Origin of the sequence: Thermodesulfatator indicus DSM 15286, assembly GCF_000217795.1 — a bacterium.
In the GTDB taxonomy this organism is placed as follows: domain Bacteria; phylum Desulfobacterota; class Thermodesulfobacteria; order Thermodesulfobacteriales; family Thermodesulfatatoraceae; genus Thermodesulfatator; species Thermodesulfatator indicus.
The window spans coordinates 1,484,062-1,506,810 of the sequence record NC_015681.1; the positions used below are offsets into that span (position 1 = coordinate 1,484,062).

25 protein-coding genes and 3 tRNA genes are annotated in these 22,749 nt (G+C 45.1%); 13 read left to right on the forward strand and 15 right to left on the reverse strand.

The window, feature by feature from the left end; translation table 11 throughout:
* Window positions 1-10: 10 nt before the first annotated feature.
* Window positions 11-775 carry a triose-phosphate isomerase gene (gene tpiA / locus THEIN_RS07175; RefSeq protein WP_013908020.1) on the forward strand — a complete coding sequence of 255 codons (765 nt, stop codon included), beginning with the start codon at window positions 11-13 and terminating at the stop codon, window positions 773-775.
* Window position 776: 1 nt separating this feature from the next.
* A complete protein-coding gene (gene secG, locus THEIN_RS07180; protein ID WP_013908021.1) occupies window positions 777-1,127 on the forward strand; it encodes a preprotein translocase subunit SecG in 351 nt (116 codons plus the stop codon).
* 293 nt (window positions 1,128-1,420) lie between these two features.
* On the opposite strand, the gene hemA is transcribed toward secG, so the two are convergent.
* From hemA to THEIN_RS11670, 4 genes are all read right to left on the reverse strand, one after another.
* Window positions 1,421-2,776, reverse strand: coding sequence for a glutamyl-tRNA reductase (hemA, locus tag THEIN_RS07185; protein ID WP_013908022.1), 1,356 nt, complete (start codon window positions 2,774-2,776; stop codon window positions 1,421-1,423).
* On the reverse strand, window positions 2,766-3,587 hold the full coding sequence (gene ccsB, locus THEIN_RS07190) for a c-type cytochrome biogenesis protein CcsB (RefSeq protein ID WP_013908023.1): 822 nt from the start codon (window positions 3,585-3,587) through the stop codon (window positions 2,766-2,768). The genes hemA and ccsB overlap by 11 nt, the downstream gene beginning before the upstream one ends.
* Before the next feature lie 115 nt (window positions 3,588-3,702).
* Window positions 3,703-4,551 carry an HDOD domain-containing protein gene (locus THEIN_RS07195; protein ID WP_013908024.1) on the reverse strand — a complete coding sequence of 283 codons (849 nt, stop codon included), beginning with the start codon at window positions 4,549-4,551 and terminating at the stop codon, window positions 3,703-3,705.
* Entirely contained in the window at window positions 4,551-5,465 is a 915-nt protein-coding gene (locus THEIN_RS11670; protein ID WP_013908025.1) for a pentapeptide repeat-containing protein, read from the reverse strand. The genes THEIN_RS07195 and THEIN_RS11670 overlap by 1 nt, the downstream gene beginning before the upstream one ends.
* A gap of 181 nt (window positions 5,466-5,646) precedes the next feature.
* Here THEIN_RS11670 and THEIN_RS07205 point away from each other — a divergent pair, with 181 nt between their 5' ends.
* From THEIN_RS07205 to THEIN_RS07235, 7 genes are all read left to right on the forward strand, one after another.
* The gene (locus tag THEIN_RS07205) at window positions 5,647-6,198 is read left to right on the forward strand and encodes a pyruvate ferredoxin oxidoreductase subunit gamma (protein ID WP_013908026.1); all 552 of its coding nucleotides are present in this window, start codon (window positions 5,647-5,649) and stop codon (window positions 6,196-6,198) included.
* A gap of 10 nt (window positions 6,199-6,208) precedes the next feature.
* Window positions 6,209-6,505, forward strand: a complete 297-nt coding sequence (locus tag THEIN_RS07210) for a 4Fe-4S dicluster-binding protein (protein WP_013908027.1) — start codon at window positions 6,209-6,211, stop codon at window positions 6,503-6,505.
* 3 nt (window positions 6,506-6,508) lie between these two features.
* On the forward strand, window positions 6,509-7,687 hold the full coding sequence (gene porA / locus THEIN_RS07215) for a 2-ketoisovalerate ferredoxin oxidoreductase subunit alpha (protein WP_013908028.1): 1,179 nt from the start codon (window positions 6,509-6,511) through the stop codon (window positions 7,685-7,687).
* On the forward strand, window positions 7,684-8,622 hold the full coding sequence (porB, locus tag THEIN_RS07220) for a pyruvate synthase subunit PorB (protein ID WP_013908029.1): 939 nt from the start codon (window positions 7,684-7,686) through the stop codon (window positions 8,620-8,622). The genes porA and porB overlap by 4 nt, the downstream gene beginning before the upstream one ends.
* Window positions 8,623-8,710: 88 nt before the next feature.
* Window positions 8,711-8,786, forward strand: a tRNA-Gly gene (locus THEIN_RS07225).
* Between the two features lie 140 nt (window positions 8,787-8,926).
* On the forward strand, window positions 8,927-10,831 hold the full coding sequence (cooS, locus tag THEIN_RS07230) for an anaerobic carbon-monoxide dehydrogenase catalytic subunit (protein WP_013908030.1): 1,905 nt from the start codon (window positions 8,927-8,929) through the stop codon (window positions 10,829-10,831).
* A 54-nt stretch (window positions 10,832-10,885) separates the two neighbouring features.
* Window positions 10,886-11,575 carry a LytR/AlgR family response regulator transcription factor gene (locus THEIN_RS07235; protein WP_013908031.1) on the forward strand — a complete coding sequence of 230 codons (690 nt, stop codon included), beginning with the start codon at window positions 10,886-10,888 and terminating at the stop codon, window positions 11,573-11,575.
* Between the two features lie 16 nt (window positions 11,576-11,591).
* Here the strand turns inward: THEIN_RS07235 and THEIN_RS07240 are convergent.
* Window positions 11,592-11,678: transfer RNA gene (locus THEIN_RS07240), tRNA-Leu, on the reverse strand.
* 197 nt (window positions 11,679-11,875) lie between these two features.
* Between THEIN_RS07240 and lon the strand changes: the two genes are divergently transcribed.
* From lon to ligD, 3 genes are read left to right on the forward strand one after another with little or no spacing between them, the layout of a single operon-like run.
* Entirely contained in the window at window positions 11,876-14,272 is a 2,397-nt protein-coding gene (gene lon / locus THEIN_RS07245) for an endopeptidase La (protein ID WP_013908032.1), read from the forward strand.
* The gene (gene ku / locus THEIN_RS07250; protein ID WP_013908033.1) at window positions 14,269-15,051 is read left to right on the forward strand and encodes a non-homologous end joining protein Ku; all 783 of its coding nucleotides are present in this window, start codon (window positions 14,269-14,271) and stop codon (window positions 15,049-15,051) included. The genes lon and ku overlap by 4 nt, the downstream gene beginning before the upstream one ends.
* Window positions 15,051-15,959 carry a non-homologous end-joining DNA ligase gene (gene ligD / locus THEIN_RS07255; RefSeq protein WP_013908034.1) on the forward strand — a complete coding sequence of 303 codons (909 nt, stop codon included), beginning with the start codon at window positions 15,051-15,053 and terminating at the stop codon, window positions 15,957-15,959. Before ku ends, ligD begins: the two co-directional genes overlap by 1 nt.
* Here the strand turns inward: ligD and mdh are convergent.
* On the reverse strand, window positions 15,954-16,883 hold the full coding sequence (gene mdh / locus THEIN_RS07260) for a malate dehydrogenase (protein WP_013908035.1): 930 nt from the start codon (window positions 16,881-16,883) through the stop codon (window positions 15,954-15,956). The two genes, ligD and mdh, sit on opposite strands and share 6 nt — an antisense overlap.
* 12 nt (window positions 16,884-16,895) lie before the next feature.
* Window positions 16,896-17,306 (reverse strand): threonyl-tRNA synthetase editing domain-containing protein, encoded by a 411-nt coding sequence (locus THEIN_RS07265; RefSeq protein ID WP_013908036.1) that lies wholly within the window; start codon window positions 17,304-17,306, stop codon window positions 16,896-16,898.
* A gap of 66 nt (window positions 17,307-17,372) precedes the next feature.
* On the opposite strand from THEIN_RS07265, the gene THEIN_RS07270 reads away from it, so the two are divergent.
* Window positions 17,373-17,445, forward strand: a tRNA-Phe gene (locus tag THEIN_RS07270).
* 6 nt (window positions 17,446-17,451) lie between these two features.
* On the opposite strand, the gene THEIN_RS07275 is transcribed toward THEIN_RS07270, so the two are convergent.
* From THEIN_RS07275 to THEIN_RS07305, 8 genes are all read right to left on the reverse strand, one after another.
* The gene (locus tag THEIN_RS07275; RefSeq protein WP_013908037.1) at window positions 17,452-17,685 is read right to left on the reverse strand and encodes a thioredoxin family protein; all 234 of its coding nucleotides are present in this window, start codon (window positions 17,683-17,685) and stop codon (window positions 17,452-17,454) included.
* A gap of 10 nt (window positions 17,686-17,695) precedes the next feature.
* Window positions 17,696-18,145, reverse strand: coding sequence for a permease (locus tag THEIN_RS12010; RefSeq protein ID WP_041434583.1), 450 nt, complete (start codon window positions 18,143-18,145; stop codon window positions 17,696-17,698).
* Window positions 18,146-18,231: 86 nt separating this feature from the next.
* Window positions 18,232-18,636, reverse strand: coding sequence for a hypothetical protein (locus THEIN_RS12015; protein WP_083817676.1), 405 nt, complete (start codon window positions 18,634-18,636; stop codon window positions 18,232-18,234).
* Window positions 18,633-18,977 carry a permease gene (locus tag THEIN_RS12020; RefSeq protein WP_169311162.1) on the reverse strand — a complete coding sequence of 115 codons (345 nt, stop codon included), beginning with the start codon at window positions 18,975-18,977 and terminating at the stop codon, window positions 18,633-18,635. The genes THEIN_RS12015 and THEIN_RS12020 overlap by 4 nt, the downstream gene beginning before the upstream one ends.
* 1 nt (window position 18,978) lies before the next feature.
* Window positions 18,979-19,317 carry an ArsR/SmtB family transcription factor gene (locus THEIN_RS07290; protein WP_013908038.1) on the reverse strand — a complete coding sequence of 113 codons (339 nt, stop codon included), beginning with the start codon at window positions 19,315-19,317 and terminating at the stop codon, window positions 18,979-18,981.
* Window positions 19,318-19,489: 172 nt separating this feature from the next.
* The gene (locus THEIN_RS07295) at window positions 19,490-20,098 is read right to left on the reverse strand and encodes an L-2-amino-thiazoline-4-carboxylic acid hydrolase (RefSeq protein WP_013908039.1); all 609 of its coding nucleotides are present in this window, start codon (window positions 20,096-20,098) and stop codon (window positions 19,490-19,492) included.
* 230 nt (window positions 20,099-20,328) lie between these two features.
* Window positions 20,329-20,829, reverse strand: coding sequence for a bifunctional adenosylcobinamide kinase/adenosylcobinamide-phosphate guanylyltransferase (cobU, locus tag THEIN_RS07300; protein WP_013908040.1), 501 nt, complete (start codon window positions 20,827-20,829; stop codon window positions 20,329-20,331).
* A gap of 36 nt (window positions 20,830-20,865) precedes the next feature.
* The gene (locus tag THEIN_RS07305; protein ID WP_013908041.1) at window positions 20,866-22,743 is read right to left on the reverse strand and encodes an ASKHA domain-containing protein; all 1,878 of its coding nucleotides are present in this window, start codon (window positions 22,741-22,743) and stop codon (window positions 20,866-20,868) included.
* Window positions 22,744-22,749 lie beyond the last annotated feature (6 nt).

Genomic DNA, 22,749 nt, shown 5'->3' on the forward strand with positions numbered 1-22,749 from the left:
GAGGGATGTTATGAAACGCAGACCACTCATTGCGGGAAACTGGAAAATGCATAAAACCGTGCCAGAGACGTTGGCTTATATTGAAGCCTTTAAATCTTTGGTGGCTGGGGTAGAAGATAGAGATATAATGCTTGCGCCACCTTTCACCTCTCTTGATGCGGCTGAACGGGCCTTAGAAGGTACAAATATTTATCTTGGGGCCCAAAACTGCCACTGGGCTGATGAAGGGGCGTTTACTGGTGAAATCTCACCTAAAATGCTTGCCGATATAGGCGTAACATATGTGATTATAGGTCATTCTGAACGCCGTCATATTTTTGGCGAAACCGATAAAGTTATTCGTCAAAAGATAGAAGCGGTATTGAAATATGACCTTATTCCGATTTTGTGTATCGGAGAGACTTTAGAAGAAAGGGAAGCGGGAAAAACCCTAAAAGTCCTTGAAACCCAGCTCAAAGAAGGGCTTAAAGGCTTTTCAGTGGCGGACTTAAAGTCTTTGGTAGTGGCTTACGAGCCTGTGTGGGCTATAGGGACAGGCAAAACCGCAACTCCTGAACAGGCCGAAGAGGCCCATGCCTTTGTCAGAAAGATTTTGGCAGAAATGTTTAATCAGGAATTTGCTGATAATTTAAGAATTCTTTACGGGGGTAGCGTAAAGCCAGAAAATGTTGTAGGACTTATGGCACGTCCGGATATAGATGGGGCTTTAGTTGGAGGGGCCTCTCTTAAGCCAGACGTTTTTGCTAAGATAGTTTGTTTCGGGAGGATGGAATAAGATGTTTACGGTTTTAGTAGTTGTTCACATAATTGTATGTATTTTCTTGGTAGGCGTAGTTTTAGTAAATGTTAGCAAAGGTTCAGAGGTAGGGGCAGTTTTTACGGGAAGCCAGGCTATTTTTGGGGGAGCTGGCCCTGGCACTTTTTTGAATAAAGTGACCACAGTACTAGCTATTCTATTTTTCTGTACTTCTCTTTCTTTGACTTATATTTCCACTAAGCGCACCACAACTATCATGGAAAAGGTGCCTCAGATAAATATTCCTGCTCCAGAAAGCGCGCCAACTCCTAAATTGCCAGAAAATTCTAATAAGATTCCTGTCCCTCAAAATCATTCTACGTCAAAGTAAATAAATCCTATTTCCCGGTTATACATCGAGATAAGTCTTGGGGAAGGTTTGGGGGCGAAGCCCTCAAACCTTTTATGTTTAAAGTATTTTGCCAGGCGAAGTAGCCCTTTTCTGTGGCTGAGAGGAGGCCGTTAGGCCGAGGAAGCAGTCTCGTCAATGAGATTGCTTCGCTTCGCTCGCAATGACTCTCTCCCAGTGTCTCTGCGAGCCAATATGGGCGAAGCAGTCTCTTAAATAAGATGTTTTAGTTTTATCGGAGGCTTTTAAGCAGTCAAAATAGTCTAGTTAAATATTTAGTGTTTCTTGGATTTTTCTTTTTCGTTTTCAGGAAGATAAACGGGAGGGTGTTTAATCTCTAAAGGCCGGTCTCCATCAAGATTAAATATTTTGCGGGTAAAATCCACTACCAGTTGGCCGTCTTTATGATAGCGGTTTTTTAAATAAATAATTGGATCATGTAAAAGTTTATTCACCAATGATTTTGTCAAAATCTCAATAGCTTCTCGGTCCTCATCTGAAAGTTTTGTTTTTAGATGAGAAAGCGTTTTTTCCAGTTCTTTTTTTCTGATCTCTTCAGCTTTTTGGCGAAGGGCAACGATGGTAGGATAAATTTCCAATTGTTCAAGCCAGTTAGTAAATTTAATTACCTCTTCTTCAATAATGCGTTCGGCTTTGATAGCTTCTTTACGACGAAAGGCTAAGTTTTCCTCGATAACGGTTTTTAGATCGTCGATATCATAAACAAAGACGTTTTCAATATCATTTACCGCTGGGTCTATATCTCTTGGGACAGCGATATCAATAAAAAATAGCGGTCGCATTTTACGTGGCCGCATAAGTTTTTTAACCTGGTTTTTATCGATAATATAATGGGGAGCTCCGGTGGAAGAAATGACAATGTCAACTTTGAGGAGATAATCTTCTAGTTCATCAAGGCTTATAGCTTCTCCTTTAAAGTGTTTAGCCAGCTCTATAGCTCGAGAAAGGGTTCGGTTGGCCACTACTAGATTTTCTACTCCGTGAGATAGTAAGTGTTGGGCGGCTAGCTCAGCCATCTCTCCAGCCCCTATGAGCATGGCTTGCTTGCCTCTTAGCTCGCCAAATATCTTTTTAGCCAGTTCAACAGCTGCGTAACTTACAGAAACGGCATGGCTCCCTATACCCGTTTCAGAACGAATTCTTTTGGCCACAGAGAAGGTTTTATGAAGAAGGCGGTTAAGGATTACTCCGGTAGCTCGCCGTTCAGCGGCCTGGCGGTAAGCGTCTTTTAATTGGCCAAGAATCTGAGGTTCGCCAAGAACCAGGGAATCAAGCCCTGAAGCTACTTTAAAAATATGTCTTACTGCCTCCTGGTTATAGAAATAGTAAAGATGTTGGTCAAACAGGTTTACTTCTACGTGGTTGGCTTTACCCCAGACCTCTTTAATCATAGAAGGTGCAGCCTCAGGGTTTCTAGTAACCAGGATAATTTCTACCCGATTGCAAGTAGAAAGAAAAAGAACTTCTCTAATAACAGGAACTTGTAAAAACAGGTTTAAAGGGTCAACTTCTTTTTTGGCAAAGGCCAGTTTTTCTCTAATTTCTACCGGTGCAGTGCGATGATTAAGGCCAATAATGATTATATGATCTTTAGTGCTGTTACCTGACATAAGAATGATGCCCAGATATATAAAGATTTATCACGAAAAAAGAAATTAGCCAGGCCCCGAATCCAATTATGGAAAGCCAAGCAGATTTTCGCCCGCGCCAGCCTACTACCAACCTTTCGTGTATAAGAGCGGCGTAAATGAGCCACATAATAAGGGACCAGGTTTCTTTAGGGTCCCAGCTCCAGTAATCTCCCCAGGCCTTCTCTGCCCAGGCTGCTCCAGTTATTATCCCTATGGTTAGTAAAGGGAAGCCGATTTTAAGTGATAACTCATTTACACGGTCAAGGGTATCAAGGGAAGGGAGACGTTTAAACCAGCCTCCTAGCTTTTTCTTTTTTATTTGGCGTTCTTGAATCAGGTAGAGAACACCACTGGCTGCGGCTAAGATAAAAAAACCGTAAGAAATTATAGAAATAGCCGCATGTATAGGGAGCCATAAACTTTTCAAGACCGGTGGTAACGGCAAGATTTCTTTAGGGCACAAAGAAGAGTAAAGCATTAGTAAGGTGGCAATAGGGGTAACCATAGCCCCTAAAATTTTGGCCTGTTTGATTTTTCTTATCACTACAAGATAGGCGAGAACAACCCCCCAACTAGTAAAAGAAGTGGCTTCAAATAAGCTGGTAATAGGGGGATGGCCAGATTCAAACCAGCGAAGAATAATACTCAGGGTATGAAAGGTAAAACCAAGAATAAGAGTATATAAAGCCCCTTTAGCAGCTTCATTCTTTTGGGTGTAAGCATAAATAAAAAAACCCACCGTAGAAATCGCGTAAATAATTAGGGCTAGCTTAAAAAAAAGGATATTCATGGCTTTACAGTGCCATAATTATTATAACTTGTGAAGAGCTGTTCTACTGTCTAAGTGCTTAGTATTTCACGAAATGGCCGCAAAATTAAAGAATAAAAAAAAGAAAATTAGAAAATCAGAGGAATATATGCGCCAATTCTTGAGCTTCTTTTTCAGTTTGACTTATCATTTGGTTTACAGCATCAGCGGCTAAGTTGAATTTTTCTTTGGCAAGTTCAATAATGATTTCTCGTTCTATTTGAGAAGTTTCTTTATTGTATTTCAGGAAGGAAGAAAGGAAAATTCCGGGTTCTACTTCAGGGAAGTGGTGTTTTGCTATGGCCTCTGTAAGATAAGCGGGGAGTTCCCATTCTTCAGCCATAAGATGGCCTACATTTTGATGATCATAACCTAAAGTCTTTTTTTCTATTTCTAGAATTTCTATTTCGGGATCATTATTCCAGGTATCAATTACTGGACAATATTTTTCATGGAATGTATTTAGAATAACAGGGATAGCAATGTCTTGAAGTAAACCAGCACTAAAGGCTTCTACATTATAATGAGGATGCAGGGCATGGGCGATTTTTCGGGCCAATGTTCCTCTTTTGGCAGCAGTTAGCCAGAACAGTTTGTAGTCAAGGCAGGGAGTATTGATAGGAGGTAAGGCTTCTTTAACGGCTAGAGGGAGAAGGAGTGATTCAAGCCTTGCCCTACCTAGTAAAGCTACAGCATGTTCTATATTGTTTACTTGTCGCGGAAGGCCAAAGGCGGCTGAATTTACCGTGCGTAAAACCTTAAGATGAAGGCCAGGATCAGCGGCTACCCTTTGAGCTATATCTTTTACAGAAGTTTTGGGGTCTCGAATGGCCTCAAGGGCCAAAAGGGCGGCTCTTGGTAAATAAGGTAGTTCAAAATTTTTTAACTTTTTACGTAATTCCTCCCGCGGGTTTTTCTTCTTTTTTAAAAAATTTAAAAGTCCCATTAGTCAGCTCTCCTCGCAATACGGTTAGTAAAAATGGCCAGAAGTCCGCCTAACATAACATAGCCTGTTATTACTTCTAGAATGGCTATTACCTGGCCTAAAAGGGAGTTGGGAATGACATCGCCATAACCAAGAGTAGTAAGGGTTACAATGCTGTAATAAAGAGGTGAAAGAGGAGTAGGGTATTTCCCATAATCTACTCCTACCAAATGATATAAATAGGCGAAAAATAAGGCCTGAAAAACAATCAAAAGGCACCATCTTCCAAGGCTTCGGCCACAATCAGAGGTCAACCACCATAAAAAATAGAGAATACGAGCTAGACGGCCCTGTTGGCGGAATTCTTCAAGATAATTTTCATCTATAATGTGACGCCTTACTAAATAAGCTCCTGAAAAGTTTATATCTCTGATGTCAGTACCTATCCAGATGGCCTTTTTGTAGCCTTTTATCATGCGCAGATGAGCTCCTCTTAAGTCCGCGTCTTTAAAAATAGCGCCTTCTACTCGACTTAAGTTGAGATGGGCTTCTTTAAATTTGGCGCCGGAGAAATCGGCTTCGCGCAGGTCAGCTTCTCTTAAGCGAGCTAAAGAAAAATCAGCACATTTAGCATCAGCCCCTTTTAGAGTGGCTTTGGTGAAAGAGGCATGTCTGAATTTGGCGTTAAAAAGTCGAGCTTTTTTAAGATTAGCCATACCAAAACCAGCAGCTTCAGCGTCAACCCCTTCAAGATTAGCACCTTCGAGGTCAGCCCCGGTAAAATCAGCCCCTTTAAGATTGGCACCGGTAAAAAGGGCTCTCTTTAGGTTGGCCCGGAAGAATTTGGCGCCGGCCAGGTCTTCCCCGCTGAAATCATGGCCTTCCAAGTCCCTCCCGCTAAAATCCAGTTGTTTTAGATTACTTTGTGTTTTCATATTTCTTTCTCAAAATTATCTAGTATCTATTTTTTAAAAATCGTATATTTTCCTAAAAAACTTTTCAGAAAATAGTTGAATTTAGATTATTTTTTTGTTCAACTTGGTTGACCTTTAAAAATAGTTATGTTAACCCAGTTCCAAACCTAGAATTTTTATATATAAGAAAAGGAGAGCGGTCATGATAGAGGTAAGGCTCCATGGTAGGGGTGGACAGGGAGCAGTGACTTCTGCTGAATTGATAGCTATTTCTGCTATCAATCAGGGTAATTACGCCCAGGCATTTCCCAGTTTTGGTCCTGAGCGCCGAGGTGCACCGGTTATGGCCTTCGTACGCATTAGTGATCAGCGCATTCGTACCCGTGAAAAGGTCTATAATCCTGATATTGTTGTCGTTCTTGATCCTTCTCTTCCTACTATTGTGAATGTTACCGATGGTCTTAAAAAAGACGGGTGGGTTGTCTTAAATTCAGCTAAAGATGAAAAGACTTTACGAGAAATTTTAGGGGGTTTTAAGGGAAAGCTCGCGGTGGTTGACGCCACCAAAATCGCCATAGAAGAGCTTGGCCTGCCTATCACTAACACCACCATGTTGGGAGCCTTTTTAAAGGCTACCGGCTTAGTGGATCAAGAGTATCTTGAAGAAGCCCTTGAGCATCGTTTTGGCCGTCTGGCTGAAAAAAACAAAGCGGCCATGGCTCGGGCCATTAAAGAAACTAAAATTTACGCCTAAGGAGTTGGTTATGGGTAAAGATAAAGGGATGATGCCCTGGCAGGAGGTTCCCTTTGGGCTTTACATTTTTGAGCCCGGGAACAGTGCTGAATTTAAAACAGGAAACTGGCGCTCCATGCGTCCTGTTCTTGACCGAGATAAGTGTATTAAGTGTGGTACTTGTTACATCATGTGCCCTGATATGTGTTATGACCAGCGCGATGAAGAAGGTTATTACCTGGTAAATCTTTATTACTGTAAGGGCTGCGGGATATGTATGGCCACTTGTCCCAAAGAGGCTATAACCATGGTTTTGGAGGAGGTTTAAGTCATGGGAAAAAGAATAGCGAAAGAGGTATCTATAGCCATTGCCGATGCCGTTAAGCTGGCCCGGGCCGAGGTTATTGCGGCCTATCCTATTACCCCGCAGACCCACATCGTAGAGCACTTGAGTGAACTGGTGGCCAATGGTGAGCTTGATGCTGAATATGTTACTGTTGAGTCCGAGCATTCAGCTATGAGTGTGGCCATAGGGGCTGTAGCTACCGGAGCTCGCACCTTTACCTCTACAGCAGCTCAGGGGCTGGCCCTAATGCACGAAATGCTCTTTATTGCTTCGGCCATGAGGCTTCCGGTAGTAATGGTCGTAGCTAACCGCGCTCTTTCTGCTCCTATTAGTATCTGGAATGACCATAGTGACATTATGGCTAACCGAGATATTGGCTGGATTCAGGTTTGGGCGGAAAACGGTCAGGAAGCCGTTGATCTTACTATCCAGGCCTTTCGTATAGCCGAAGATAAAAACGTCATGTTCCCCATGATAGTCAACATTGATGGTTTCACTCTCTCTCACGTTATTGAGCCCATAATCCTTCCTGACCAGGAAGAAGTTGACGCCTTTTTACCGGCTTTTAAGCCTAAATACAAGCTTGATCCTAGGAAGCCCATCACCATGGGGGCAGTAGGAGTTCCTGAAATCTACTTTGAGGCCAAAAAGGCCCAGGACGAGGCCTTTAGAAATACGCCTAGAGTAATAAAACGGGTGTGGAAAGATTGGGCTAATCGCTTCGGCCGGGAATACAATCCCATTGAAACTTATCGTATGGAAGACGCTGAAGTGGCTTTACTTATTATGGGTAGTCTAGCGGAAACGGCTATGACAGCGGTAGATAAGATGCGTGACGAAGGCAAAAAAGTTGGTCTGGTGCGTATTAGGCTCTGGCGGCCGTTCCCTGTGCAAGAATTCAGGCGTGCGGTTTCTAAGGTGCCGGTGTTGGCGGTGATTGACCGGGCTATGCCTCCTGGCGCAGTTAACGGTCCGGTGGCTACGGAAGTTAAGGCTGCTCTTTACAACGCCGGGCGCAAACCCAGGGTGGTTAACTTTATCGCCGGCCTTGGCGGAAGAGATGTAACCGTTGAGGACTTTGAAGAAATGGCAGACAAGGCTGCTTTTTACCGCAAAAAACGACCTAAAGAATTATACGAAACGATAGGGGTGCGTGAGTCATGATATCAGAATTCAGCAAATTCAAAGGTTTTTCCTTAAAAAATTTACCGGAAGTGGAGCCAATTGCTCCGGGTCACAGGGGATGTCAGGGCTGTGGCGAAATTTTGGCCCTGCGTATGGCCATGAAGGCTTTAGGTACAGACGTAATTGTGGCCAACGCCACGGGATGTATGGAAATTATTACCTCGCCCTTTCCCCATACTTCCTGGCGGGTTCCCTGGATTCACACTGCTTTTGAAAATACCGCCGCCGTGGCTTCAGGAATAGAAGCGGCGCTTAAAGTACTCAAAAGACGTGGGCGCTTTCCAAAAAGCCGTCACGTAGATGTAGTAGCTGTGGCTGGTGATGGTGGTACGGCAGATATTGGCCTTCAGGCGTTATCTGGGGCTCTTGAGCGAGGCCATGATTTTGTTTATATCTGTTTGGATAATGAAGCTTATATGAATACTGGGGTTCAACGTTCAAGTGCTACTCCTTACGGTGCTATGACTACCACCAGCCCCCCAGGTGAACGCAGTTTCGGCCAGATGACCTGGAAAAAGAATGTGCCTCAAATTGCCGTGGCCCATGGTATCCCTTATGTGGCTACGGCTAGTCCGGCCTTTTTTCTGGACCTTATGAACAAAGTCAAAAGAGCGGCTTTGGTAAAAGGCCCTGCTTACGTGCATATTTATTCCCCGTGTCCAACAGGTTGGGGTTCTCGCGGGGAAGACTCCATTAAAATAGCGCGTTTAGCGGTAGATACCAAAGTCTTTCCTCTTTACGAGGTAATTGAAGGGAAGTACTACATCACCCGAAAAATTACCAAACCTAAACCAGTAGAAGAATATTTGAAGACTCAGCGGCGTTTTCGTCATCTCACCCCTGAGGTGATTGCGGAGATTCAACGCCGTGTAGATGCTGAGTACGAACGCCTATTAAAATTGGCCGAGATATAGCCGATTAGGGGAGCCAAGGTCGGCTCCCCTAATTTTAAGCCTTGACAGAACCTAACTAGCTCGTTATTTAATTTAAGAGCTTTTGAGAGCGGGAGTAGCTCAGTTGGTAGAGCGCCACCTTGCCAAGGTGGATGTCGCGGGTTCAAGTCCCGTCTCCCGCTCCATTTTTTATTTTTAACCCTCCCTCGCCATTTCCGCTTGTTTTTATATCAGGCTGTTTATACTTACATAGGGCATTTTATCATTTTTGATCTTAAATACCTCCTTGCTTGGGATATCCTTTCCAAAAAGCAAGGAGGTATTTATGCCGAAAGAAAAAAGAGAACTTAAAGACCTAAGTATAGACCCGGCTGTTCTTGATATCCTTTCCCTGGCCAAACAAAAAAATTACGAAACTGTATGGGATCGGCTTGAGCGGCAATCACCCCACTGTAAGTTCGGTAGCAGTGGACTCTGCTGCCGTAATTGTGTTATGGGGCCATGCCGTATTACAGAAAAGACCCCCAAAGGGGTTTGTGGGGCTGATGCCGCGACTATTGTGGCCAGAAACCTGATCAGGGCCTTGGCCGCAGGGGCGGCGGCCCACTCAGACCATGGCCGGGCGGTGGCGGTTTTATTTAACGAGGTGGCCCAGGGGAAAAACAAAGATTACCAGATTGCCGATGAGGCCAAGCTTAAATCTATAGCTGAAAAATTCCATATACATACTTCGCAGGACATTACTTCTATAGCCAAAGAAGTGGCCCGAGTGGCCTTAGAAGATTTTGGTAAGCAAGACGAGAAGGCCCTTAATTTTTTAGAGGCCTACGCTCCGCAAAAAAGAAAAGAGACATGGCAAAAGGTTGAAGAGGCTCTTTTCTCCCAAACTGGCAAAAAGATGGGTATTTTGCCTCGGAATATAGATCGGGAAATAACCGAGTGTATGCACCGTACTCATATGGGAGTAGATAACCAGGCCCTTTCTTTATTGGTCCAAGGAGTGAGGACAGCCCTGGCTGATGGCTGGGGAGGCTCCCTTATTGCCACTGAGCTTCAAGATGTGCTTTTTGGTACCCCTGATAAGAAAGTTATTAAAGCCAACTTGGGGGTTCTGAAAGAAGATCAGGTAAATATCATTGTTCACGGCCACGAACCGATTCTTTCCGAACAGGTAGTAGCCGCAGCCATGAGCCCGGAAATGCAGGAAAAGGCCAAAGAAGTAGGAGCCCAGGGTATAAATGTGGCTGGTATTTGTTGTACGGCCAATGAAGTGCTTATGAGGCTAGGGGTTCCAGTGGCCGGGAACATGATTCATCAGGAACTGGCCATAATGACCGGGGTGGTAGAGGCTATGGTGGTGGATGTGCAGTGTATTTTCCCCTCGCTAGGGCCTCTGGCCAAATGCTTTCACACTAAGTTTATTTCTACCAGTGACCGGGCGGCTTTTCCTGAGGCTGTTCATATTCAATTTGATGAGCATCACGCCCGCGAAGTGGCCCAAAAGATAGTGGAAACTGCGATAGAGGCCTTCAAAGAGCGCGATCCGCAAAAAGTTCACATACCCCAAGAGGTAGAGGAAGCTGTGGTAGGTTTTAGTGTTGAAGAAATAATTAAAATTCTGGGTGGCAGCCCCAAACCTTTGGTTGACGCTATTTTGGCGGGAAAAATCAAGGGCGTGGTAGGTATTGTCGGCTGTAATAACCCCAAAATAAAACATGACGCCTTTCATATAAGCTTAACCAAAGAGTTGATCAAAAAAGATATCCTTGTTATCGGCACAGGTTGTTGGGCTATTGCCGCGGCCAAGGCTGGCTTCATGAAACTTGACGCTCAGGCTTTAGCCGGAGAGGGCTTAAAAGAGGTGTGTAAGGCCCTTGATATTCCGCCGGTTTTGCACATGGGCTCCTGTGTGGATTGTTCACGCATGCTGGTGTTGGCGGCAGCCCTGGCGGATTATCTCAAGGTAGATATTTCCGACCTACCTCTGGTTGGCTCTGCTCCAGAATGGACGACAGAAAAGGCCGTATCTATCGGCACTTACTTTGTAGCTTCGGGGGTGCCTGTTCATCTCTGGCCTATGCCGCCCATAGGGGGAAGCGAAGAGGTAGTCGGTATTCTCACCGAAGGGGTTAAGGATCTGCTTGGCGGTTATTTCTTCATAGAAGAAGATCCGGTTAAAACGGCCTCCCGAATGGAGAGAATCATTATGGAAAAACGTAAAGCTTTTTAAGCTGCTCTTTGGCCGGGAAGATGTTATCTTTGAAGTAAAACTTCCCGGCCAGATATGATTCATATTATTGCAGAACTTTTTAGAAATTTTGATGTAGGCTTAGTTATATTTGACGACGAATTCAATATCATTTGTGTAAATGATTTTATAAAGAAGAAGTTTTCCTTCCCGGTTTTTCAAAATTCCAATCTTTTAGCCTTTCACGATGAGCAGGCTAAAGAAAAAATTAGAAAGATGAAAGAAGAGGCTGCCTCTAAAGGGCAAAGCCACAGTTACATATTGAAAATTTTTAATGTGGAACATGGTGACGAAATTTTCCTTTTAGGGAAGGTCTTTTTGTTAGAAGGAGATTGTGAATACAGGTTTTTAGCTGTTCTTTTTGATATCACGTTTTTGACTACGGACAGGAAACATAAAATTTTAAAAATTCCTGTATATGATGGCGAGGACATTTTATTTCTGGAAACAAAAGATATTGAATTCTTTAAAGCCGCTGGTAACTATACGGAGATTTTCTGCCAAGATAAAATCTATCTATGCCCTTTGTCCTTAGCCAAGATAGAAAAATTTTTAGATGAACGCCAATTCTTTCGTATTCACCGCAGCTACATTGTGAACCTAACCTTTATTGAAAGGCTTATCAGAGAAGGGACACGCCATTATCTCCTTTTGAGGAGCAAGCAAATTTTGCCAATAAGTAAAGGGAAGAGCAAGGCCTTTCTTAAGATCTTCGGGCTTAAATAATTGGGAAGGCTTTTGATGGTGCCGAGGGCGGGACTCGAACCCGCACGGGCTTGCGCCCACTGCCCCCTCAAGACAGCGTGTCTACCAATTCCACCACCTCGGCACGCTCTTTTTATTTAAAGCCTATCGAGCCTTTCGTCAAGAGTAATTTGATTTTGACGTGGAGCTTATTTTTGAGCGACATTTTTCAGAATATTAGCTCTCCAGTGTAAAAGTTTTGCCTGTCCCCAATTTGAATCTTTTTTCATAATGTTTAACTTCCCAATTAGATAGGAAAACTTTGATGAATGGAGAGTGCCTATGGGTACCGAAAAGGAATTGAAAGCTAAAGAAGCGCTACCGGTAAAGAAAGAAGAAAATTCTGAAGCCGAAGAATACAAAGAACTGCCGATTATACCCAGTGACGCCGTACTTTTCCCGCACATGGTCATGCCCTTTATGGTGCATGAGCCGGGACTTTTGCGTCTCATAGACGATGCGCTTTCTGGTGACCGCATGGTGGCGATAGTAGCGGTAAAGGAACCCAAAAAAGAACATAAAGAACTCTACGATATAGGCACCGCCGCCGTCATTTTAAAGGCCACCCGCCTTGAGCCTGACCAGATCAGAGTAGTGGTTCAAGGTGTTTCACGTATTGAGCTTGAAGACATCGTTTCTGACAAACCTTACCTTAAAGGCAAAGTCAAAATCCTTGACGACTACCTTGCCCACGACGTAGAAGTTGAGGCCCTTATGGTTAGCATCCGCCAGCTTTTCGCCAAAGCCCTTGAGTTTTTGCCTCAACTTCCTCAGGAAATTAAGACTCTCGCCCTTGGTATTGAAGAACCTGGGGCTTTAGCTGATCTGGTGGCTAGCCATTTAAATGTTTCTCACCAGGAAAAGCAGGAAGTTCTTGAAACCCTTGACGTAAAAGAACGCCTCAAAAAAATTCACCAGCTCCTCGTCAAACAAATAGAAATTCTTGAGCTCGGCCAGAAGATACAGGACGAAGTGCGCGGCCGCATGGAAAAGGCCCAGCGTGAGTATTACCTGCGCGAACAGCTAAAAGTAATCCGCAAAGAACTTGGTGAGGCCGAAGGCATTGAGGCCGAAATAGAAGAACTAAGAGAAAAACTGGCCAAAAAGAAGCTTCCTGACTACGTGCGTGAGGAGGCAGAAAAAGAACTAAAGCGTCTCGCTCGCATTCACCCAACTTCGGCCGAATACACGGTTATCAGAAACTATCTTGACTGGATCCTTGAATTACCTTGGGAAGAAAGCACCGAAGACCATATAGACCTTAAACTTGCCAAGAAGATCCTTGACGAAGACCACTACAACCTTGAAAAGGTTAAAAAGCGCATTCTTGAATACCTGGCCGTGCGCAAGCTAAAACCAGACGCCAAAGGGCCGATTCTCTGCTTTGTGGGTCCACCTGGCGTGGGTAAAACTTCCCTTGGGCGCTCTATTGCCAAGGCGCTTGGGCGCAAGTTTTGGCGCATTTCCCTTGGCGGCGTACGCGACGAGGCGGAGATTCGCGGCCACCGCCGCACTTACGTAGGGGCCATGCCTGGCCGCATTATCCAGGCTCTAAGGCGCGTAGGAGTTAATAACCCCGTGCTCATGCTTGACGAGATAGACAAAATTGGAGCGGATTTCCGCGGAGACCCAGCCGCAGCGCTCCTTGAAGTGCTTGACCCTGAACAGAACAAGAATTTCTCTGACCACTACCTTGAAATTCCCTTTGACCTTTCCAAGGTAATTTTTATTGCCACGGCTAACGTGCTTGACACGATACCAGCTCCCCTTCTTGACCGCATGGAAGTTATTGAGATTCCCGGCTACACCGAGGAAGACAAACTGAAAATAGCCAAACATTACCTTGTGCCGCGCCAGCTTGAGGCCCACGGCCTAACCAAAGAACAGCTCAAGTTTACTGACCGGGCGCTTCTTCAGATCATCCGCTACTACACCCGTGAGGCGGGCGTGCGAAACCTTGAGCGTGAGATAGGGGCCGTTTGTCGGGCGGTAGCCAGGGAGTTTGCCGAAGGGCGCACTGAGCCGGTAAAAGTGCGGGTAAAAGACGTAGAAAAATATCTCGGCCCGCCTAAGTATCTCCCTGAAGTGGCCGAAAGAGTTAAAGTGCCTGGCGTGGCTATAGGCCTTGCTTGGACGCCTGTTGGTGGTGAAATTCTCTTTATTGAAGCCACCAAGATGAAAGGCTCTGGCCGTTTGATTCTTACCGGAAAACTTGGTGACGTCATGCGCGAGTCCGCTGAAGCAGCGCTTTCTTACGTGCGCTCGCGGGCCAAAGACTTCGGCATTGACGAAGATATCTTTTCCAAAATAGACATTCACGTGCACGTGCCTTCAGGGGCGGTGCCTAAAGACGGCCCCAGTGCCGGTATCACCATCCTGGCCGCGCTCGTAAGCTTACTTACCGAGCGCACTGTGCGCCACGATGTGGCCATGACCGGTGAAATCACCCTGAGAGGCACCGTGCTTCCCGTGGGCGGTATTAAAGAAAAGGTGCTGGCCGCTAAAAGTGCTGGCATAAAAGAGATAATTCTTCCCAAACTTAACGAAAAAGACCTGGTAGAAGTGCCCAAGGAAGTGCGGGAAAAACTGGTTTTTCACCCGGTTTCCCGGGTGGAAGAAGCGCTTCCCATCGTTTTTGGCGTTAAAAAATTAAAAGACCTAAAGGGGGCTAAAAAATGAAGGCTAGCTGGTCAGGTTTTTTGCGTATCGGCCTGGTGACTATACCGGTTAAGCTTTACCCGGCGGTGGTGAAACGGGCTATTTCGTTTCACCTTATCCACAAAGACTGTGGCAGCCGCATCAAATATTTAAAGTATTGCCCCAGGTGCGACAGAGTCCTTGAAGACGAAGAGATTGTGCGGGCCTACTTTCTTGATAAGGACCATTACGTGGTCATCACCGACGAAGAGCTCGCCAGTCTCAAACTGGCCTCAACAGACACCATTGAAGTCAAATACTTTGTGGACGAAAAAGAAGTGGCCCCCATTTATTACGCTGACGCCCATTATCTTTTGCCTGAGGGCGAAGGAGGCAAAGAGGCCTTTGCCATTTTTTATAAGGTCATGGAAGAAAAAGGCCGGGCCGCCGTGGGCCAGGCGGTGATCCGCCAGCGAGAATATCCTTTTTTGATCAAGCCCTATCAGGGTAAATTTTTGGCCTCAACCCTTCATTACTATCAGGATGTTATTAAGGCCGAAGATTTAAAAGTTGAAATTGACGAAAAGAAGCTTGACCCCCGCTACCTTGACCTGGCCGCACGCCTGGTGGACTCCCTCACCGAGCCGTTTAAACCTGAAGAGCTGGTGGATCATTTTGCCGAGGCGGTGTTAAAGCTTGTAGAGGCCAAGGCCCGTGGTGAGAAGTTTGAACTTAAAGCAGCCGAAGAAAAGGCCAAGGTTATTAGCTTTATGGAGGCCCTTAAGGCTAGCCTAGAAAAGGCGGAGAAAAAGGCGGCCTGATGTTACCGGCTTATATTAAGCCCATGCTGGCCAAGCTCTCAAGCCCCTTTGATTCCCCACGCTTTCTTTACGAAATCAAGTGGGACGGCACAAGGTGCCTTATTTTCATAGAAAACGGAAAGGTGCGTTTGCAAAACCGCCGCCTTAACGACATTACCTATCGCTACCCGGAGTTCTGGGACCTACCAAAGCTCGTTCCCGGTGACGGGATTATTTTTGACGGCGAAATCGTGGTCTTAAAAGACGGCCGGCCTGAATTTCGCCTGTTACAGGAAAGAGAACACGTAAAGAGTCCGCTGAAAATCAAAATGCTCTCCGAGCGTCTGCCCGCCACCTACATGGCCTTTGACCTGCTTTACTTTGAAGGAAAGCCTATTTTGGATAAGCCTTTGCGTGAGCGCAAGGCCCTCTTGAAAGAACTGCTTCCCGAAAGTCCTTTTGTGGCGGAGTCTCAGTATATTCTGGAAAAGGGTGTGGCCTTTTTTGAACAAGTGGTAGCCCAGGGTTTTGAAGGGGTTATGGCCAAGGACTTAGAAAGCCCGTATCTTCCGGGCAAAAGGGTTGACTTCTGGCTCAAGTTCAAGCCCCGCGGAAAAAGAACCTGCGTCATCGTGGGCTATTTGTTGCGGCCAGACGGCACGCTAAAAAGCCTTTTGATAGCTGAGCCCACAGAAAAAGGGCTTGTCTATCGCGGAAAAGTGGCCAGCGGCTTAAACACTCATCTTTCGGCGGAGCTTTTAATACGGCTTAAAGGGCTTGAAGATAAAAAGCCGGAAAATTTAAAGGGAAGAGGGTTCCCCAAAGGGGCCCGCTGGGTAAAGCCGGAGATTTACTGTGAAGTTTCTTTTCAGGAGATAACCAACCACGGCCAGTTTCGGGCCCCGGTGCTTGAAAAAGTATTTCTATAAGCCGATTTTTTCTATTTGCTTACGCACCTCAGCTACTGAGAGCAAAAAGGTCTCTTTTTCCTCGGGGGTTAGCGGAAACTCAAGGACTTTTTCAAGGCCACGGGCGCCAAGTACTACAGGCACGCCAACAAATACGTCTTTTACGCCAAACTCGCCCTCAAGCCAGACAGAGCAGGTGAGCACACGTTTTTCGTCGCGCAAAATGGCCTCGGCCATCTCTATTGCTGAAAGCCCAGGGGTGGTAAAGGCGCTTCCTGTTTTCAGATACGAGACAATCTCTGCCCCGCCTTTTTGCGTGCGTTCTACGATTTCGTTAATTTTTTCTTCGGGAAGAAGGTCTCTAATCGGGATACCGGCCACATTGGCCAGCCTTATCAGCGGGAGCATATGGTCACCGTGAATACCCATGACTAACGCCTGGACATCTTTTGGCGAAACTCCCAGGGCTTCGGCAATGAAGTAGCGGTAACGGGCAGAATCAAGCACGCCGGCCATGCCAAGCACTCGTTCTCTAGGAAAACCTGACACCTTAAAGGCCGTATAGACCATGGCGTCTATGGGATTAGTCACCACGATGAGGCAGCAGTTTGGCGCGTGGGGGACAATGTTTTCCACGCAGGATTTGACGATTTCCAGATTTACCTGGAGCAGGTCATCACGGCTCATACCAGGCTTGCGAGGCCGGCCAGCGGTGATAATGACCACGTCCGCATCTTTTAAAGCCGCCCAGTCCTCAGTGCCTGTTATGCGATTGCTAAAGCCATAAACCGGTGCACTCTGAGCAATATCTAAGGCTTTACCTCTGGCCAGCCCTTCAACGATATCTACCAGAACGACTTCTTCGGCTACATTTTTCACCACGGCCCAGTGCGCTGCGGCCGTTCCTACGGCTCCTGCCCCAATGATACCAAGTTTTCTTTTCATTTGACCCTCCTTTTAAATTTCTTTGAATACCTTGGCCAGAGACTCTCCAGCCACGTGCATTTTCCATTCGTTTAACCAGCCAAAGGGTGTCTCATAAATATTAAAACCAGTTCTTTTAAGTTTTTCTTTGGCTTTCTCTATGATAGCGTAGCTTTCTTCAGGTGAAGCCTTACTGCTGGAAAGATGATTAAATGAATGGAGAACTACGGCTTTAGTGTCAAACTTGCGCGCCAGCCATTTTATGTTTTTAATCAGCTTTTCTACGACTTTTTTTTCACGAGCTGGGTCTTCGGCCTCTACCTGATAAAAAACCACCACCGTTTTTGAAAGACTAGTTTCTTTAGGAGTGTCTTCTCCAGAATCAAGAACTTTTTGATAAGGCTTCCAGGAAAATTCTAAAGCGTAAAACATTATGATTTTCATGGAGAGATAACTTAACCGCTAGAGACTGGTTGACAAGCGAAAAAGATAGGATACATTATTGACCTAGCCGGGGTAGCTCAGTCGGTAGAGCAGCGGACTGAAAATCCGCGTGTCGGTGGTTCGATTCCGCCCCCCGGCACCTTGGTTAAGAAAGTAGTTTCTTGATTTCTTCCACACTTAATACCTTGCCCTGTGAAATTACCTGGCCGTTTACAACCAAACCGGGAGTTTGAATTACGCCCATAAGGGCTATGCGTTTTAAGTCGGTTATTTTTTCTACTTGGGCAGGAATAGAGGCTTCTTCGACAGCTTGTTGGACATTTTGATAAAGGGTTTCACATCTTGGACAACCTGGACCTAATACTTGAATGAGTTTCATGTTACACCTCCTAGAAAAATTTTCCGAAAATAAAGCCACTAAAAGTGGCTATCAAAACTACTAAAGAAACAAAGGCCATGGTCTTTTTAGTCCCGAGTATAGAACGAATGACAAGCATATTTGGTAAGGAAACAGCTGGGCCAGAAAGCAAAAGAGCAAGAGCAGATCCTTTCCCCATGCCTGCTCCTAAAAGCCCCTGGATGATGGGAATTTCCGTCAAAGTGGCGAAATACATAAAAGCTCCTACTATTGAAGCAAAAAAATTGGCCAGGATGGAATTCCTTCCTACCAGTTCGGCTACATAATGTGAAGGGATAAAACCTTCGTGGCCTGGCCTCCCTAGAAAGAACTCTGCGGCCAAAACCCCGAAAAAGAGTAAGGGCAAAATTTGCCTGGCAAGAAGATAAGAGGCTTCAAACCATTCTCGGGCTTCTCCTCCGGTAAAAAGAGGGACAGGCAAAAAATTATAGTGCCTACTAAAAAGGCAAATTTTACCCCGGACAAGAAAAGAGCGCTTAGCAAAACCCCGGCTAAAAGACCCGCCAGCTAGAAAAAGTTCATTTTAAAGAGAAAACGCAGTTCAATTAGTAAAAACAAAAAGGCCAGAAAAACTAGCTTCCATTTAAAGGTATATATCTGGCCAAATATTCCTTCTCCTTTACCCCAGGTGGCAAAGATAAGTATGGCTACCAGTGTGGCCAGAAAGACAATAGTTTGCCAGAAAGGTCTTGGTGGCTTTTCTTCTTGTAAAACAAAAGAAGCGGCTCGGGCCTTTTCTTCTTTTCTGAAAAGAAAGGCCATTGAAGGGCCGATAGCAATACTGCTTCCGATAGTGGCAACAGCTCTAGCTATTCCCAGCTCAAAGCCGAGAATACGTGCCGTTAAAATTATGGCCAGAACATTTATAGCCGGCCCGGAATAAGGTAGTAGCCGGGCCAAGGCCTGCTTCATTGAGATAAAAGATAAATACTGGCAAAAAGTGGAAGCACCGTGCAGGAACAAACGGCAAGTATAGCTCCAGCTACCGAAGCTACGGCGTAAGATAACGTTTTAGAAGCCTGAGGTCCTAGATACCTCATGACTGACTCTTTAGATAGAAAACAACCTATAGCTCCAGCAATGAAAAAGGCCGGAATAAGGCAAAAGATTACGTGTTCACGGGCATACCAGTGCGCCAGAAGAACGCCTTCGCTTACTCCCTTCAAAAAACGGTCGGGGACAGGCAAAAAATAAAAAACGACAAAAATAGCCAACCCCAGCAAAATGTTTAAAACTTCACGGCGCCAGTTCAATTTAAAGGTCCTCCCAAAGATAGCGTTTATCTGCTTTTTTGAGGGCTTTTTCCAAGCCAGGAAGGATGTTTTCTTCAGCAAGCATTGCCAGAACAGTTTTTATGAGTTTTTCCGCCTTTTCATCAGCCGGGGCTAAACGATAGATCTGATAATTGCCACGCTTTTCAAAGGAAATGAGACCTGCCTCCACAAGACGTTGTAAATGCCTGGAGATAGTGGGCTGAGCAAAGCCAATTACTTCGGCCATCTCGCACACACAGCACGGCCTAAGAGAAAGAAGGGCCAAAAGTTTAAGACGAGTGCCATCGGCTAAAGCCTTAAGACGTTTTTCCAATAACATAGTTTATATGTGTATAGCAAAATAGCTATATAGTCAAGAATTTTTAGGGACAGGCAAAATAAGATAGGCAAAATAAGATAGGCCGGCCAATTTCTGGAATTTCTGGAGTAATGTAACGTTGTTTATTAACGTTTTAGGAGTGTTAGGAGAGAACTCTTTTAGAGGTTAAAAATTATTTCTCTTCAAAGATGAAATCACAATGTTTTTTACCGAAGGCAATGGTGTTTTCCCAAGAATCGCCTCGGTGAAACTTTATCTCTGGGAAGGCTTCAGAGAGAAAAGCTCTGTCTATTTCGCAAAAAATTTTGGTGAGCTCAGGAGTGCCTACTTCGGTGAAGAATTCGTGAAAAATGCAGCGTTTTATAATGAAGTGGCATTTATCCTTACTTTTAGTGAGATATTCAAAAGTATTAATTTTTAAAGCCCCTTCTTTTTCCATTATATCGTTAAAAGCCAAAATTTTTTCCATAGGGGTTTTTCCAGTTAAATCTAGTTTTTCCAGATAACTTTTTTGTTCAGCGCAACCGAGGGGGATAAGCAATTTTTTGATGATTTCGTAAGCCTTGTCTTTCCCGTTGCGTTTTTGAAGTTCCTGGTAAAGGGCTACTATTATAGGTAGTTGTTTTACAAATTGGGTTTCTTCATCTGAGCGTCCAGCCCATCTGGTTTGTTTTAAAATGGCATTCTGTTTTAAGGTGGCCTTGAATACCAGCCATAACCAGCTAGGGCCCACCTCTCTACTAAGAACAGACTGAATAATCTTTAAGTCTTGTATCCTCATAGCAGATTCTCTTAAGTTATTTTCGGAAAACTATTCAAAAAATTAACACACTTTAAAAAGGTATCCTAAATATCATACGAAAACCAAGATTTCCGGCCCGTTAAGCATTGGAAAGTATTAAGGGTGAAACTTATTGTTTGCCCGATGGGTTAAACTTTATAAGAAGCTTTTTTGGTACTCCAGATTATCAATAAACTGGAAATTAGGACGAAAAGTGAATTCAGGCGCATTTATTTTGCTATTAGAGCTTTGCCAGCTATCATAAAATAAGTGTGGTTACAAAGACGGGCTATTTTCTGGTTGAGAAGGCCAAGGGTTTCGGCAAACTTCCTGGTTTCTTTGTCTGCGGGCACAGGAGCCAGGCCTACTTCATTTGAAACAATCACCAAGGGGAAAGAAAAGCTTTCTATATTTTTAACCAGGGCTTCTACATAAAAATCAACGTCTTTCTGGTGATAAAAGAGATTTCCCAACCAGACTGTTAGACAGTCAATAAGGACAACGCCACCAGAGGATATCTCTTTAAGAGCTTCTGGAAGCTCAATCGGGGCCTCAATGGTATGCCAGGCATGGCCTCGTTCGCGACGATGGCGTTCAATTTTTTTAGCCATTTCTTCGTCAAAGGCTTGGGCGGTGGCCAGAAAAATACGCGGTTCTGAAAATTGGCTGGCTAATTTTAAGGCAAAGGCGCTTTTTCCACTTTTTATGCCACCAAGAATCAATATCTTCATAGCTTTGTATGAGGGACAGGCAAAAGCCCGCCCCGTTTATTTTTGCAGTAGCTCCTTTACTGTAGGAAACAGATCTAAATTAGTATGTGGTAAGAAAAGGGCCGAAACATAATAGTCCATGTATCCAGGATGAGCAGAAAGTTCAAAGTGGGTCATCATCTGAGCCACCCGTTCCATTTCTTTTAGGGCCTCTTTGGACAAGGCCGCCATCCTGGCCCCTATAAGAGAGCTATTCCCCACAAAGTAAAAATTTTCCCGGGGTAAATCAGGCAAAAGGCCGATGATTATAGCCTGTTCAAGGTCAAGAAAGCTTCCAAAGTTTCCGGCAAGGATTACGCGCTCAACCATAGTGATATCAAGCCCTACAGACTCGAGCAAAGTCTGATAACCTGAAAACATGGCCCCTTTAGCCCGGATCAAGTTGTCAATGTCTGCTTCGGTAAAAACAATGTCTTCCCCGATGGCCGATTCTTCTTTCCAGACGAGCACGTACTCCCAGCCTTCTCGGCCCTGTCTTATCCTGGGGCTTTCAAGATCGCGGCGGAATTTACCTGACTGGTCAATAATGCCCTCAATAAAGAGATTGGCGAGAAGTGAAATAATACCCGAGCCACAGATACCCTTGGGCTTTTTATTGCCGATGGTAAGAATCATGGGTTCAAGGGTAACAGGGTCTATATGAACGGCTTCAATAGCCCCGGTAGTGGCTCGCATGCCGTATTTAATACCGCCTCCTTCAAAGGCAGGACCTGCGGAGCAAGCGGCACAGGCCAGAAAATCCTGATTGCCAACAACGATTTCGCCATTGGTTCCAATATCAATGAAAAGCGTAAGAGGTGCTTCTTTGGCCATACCTGTGGCCACTACTCCGGCGGTAATATCACCGCCCACATAGCTGGCTACACAAGGGGCCAGAGAAAGTAAAGTGTGCTTCCCTCCGGGTAAACCGAGCTCTTTAGCCGGGATAAATGGAAAACGCGAAGCTACCGGTACATAAGGACTTTCGCGCAGAAATCTTGGTTCAAGAAAGAGCAAAAAGTGGCTCATCACCGTGTTTCCTGCTATTGAGTAATGACTGATCTCCTCAAGTTCTACTTTGTGTTTTTCACACAGCTCCTTAGCCAGTTTAGCCAGACATTCTATAACTTTTTCGTGAAGGATTTTTAAGCCGTCTTTTTTACGAGCAAATTCAATGCGGCTGATAACGTCTTCGCCGTAGCTTATTTGCGGGTTATAGTCCGAAGTTTCCCCAAGAACTTCGCCATTGGTAAGGTCAATCAGCTGGGCGCATATAGTAGTAGTGCCAACGTCAACGGCTAGGGCAAAATGCCTTTTCTTAGTGTTTCCGGCCTCTATTCCCAGTAGCTTGGGAGGTTTTTCTTCAAGTACCACCGAAGTTACGGCAAAGTCTTTTTCGCGGAGCTTGTATGGTAAATCGTGTAAAACACGCCAGTTAACTTCTAGCTTATTTTCTCCGAGTTTTTGCAGTAAAGCGGTTTCAAGCCGGGCCAGATCCGGCATGTTATTTTCAAGACTTGGTGGTTCAAGCTCTAAGTAAAGTTTTTTGATAGCCGGGTCCAGGGAAACTTGAGCCGCCTTACGGGCCTCAAGCCAGGCTGAAGCTACTTTTTTTGCCGGGCGCAAAAGGGCTCGCCGGTCAACCTCGCTTTCTACCGGAATACGGACAATAACATCACTTCGCGGATAAAGAGTACACGCCTTATAACCACCTTCGGGGAGGGGCTCACCCTCTACCTCCCCTCCCTCAACAAACACACGGCATTTGCCACAAACTCCCGCTCCACCACAGGAGGCATTTATGTGAAGCCCGGCCTTCATGGCCGCCCGAATTATCGTTTCGTCTTCAGGTATTTCTACGGTAACGTTTGCCGGAAGAAAAGTTACTTTGGGCATAAGCCC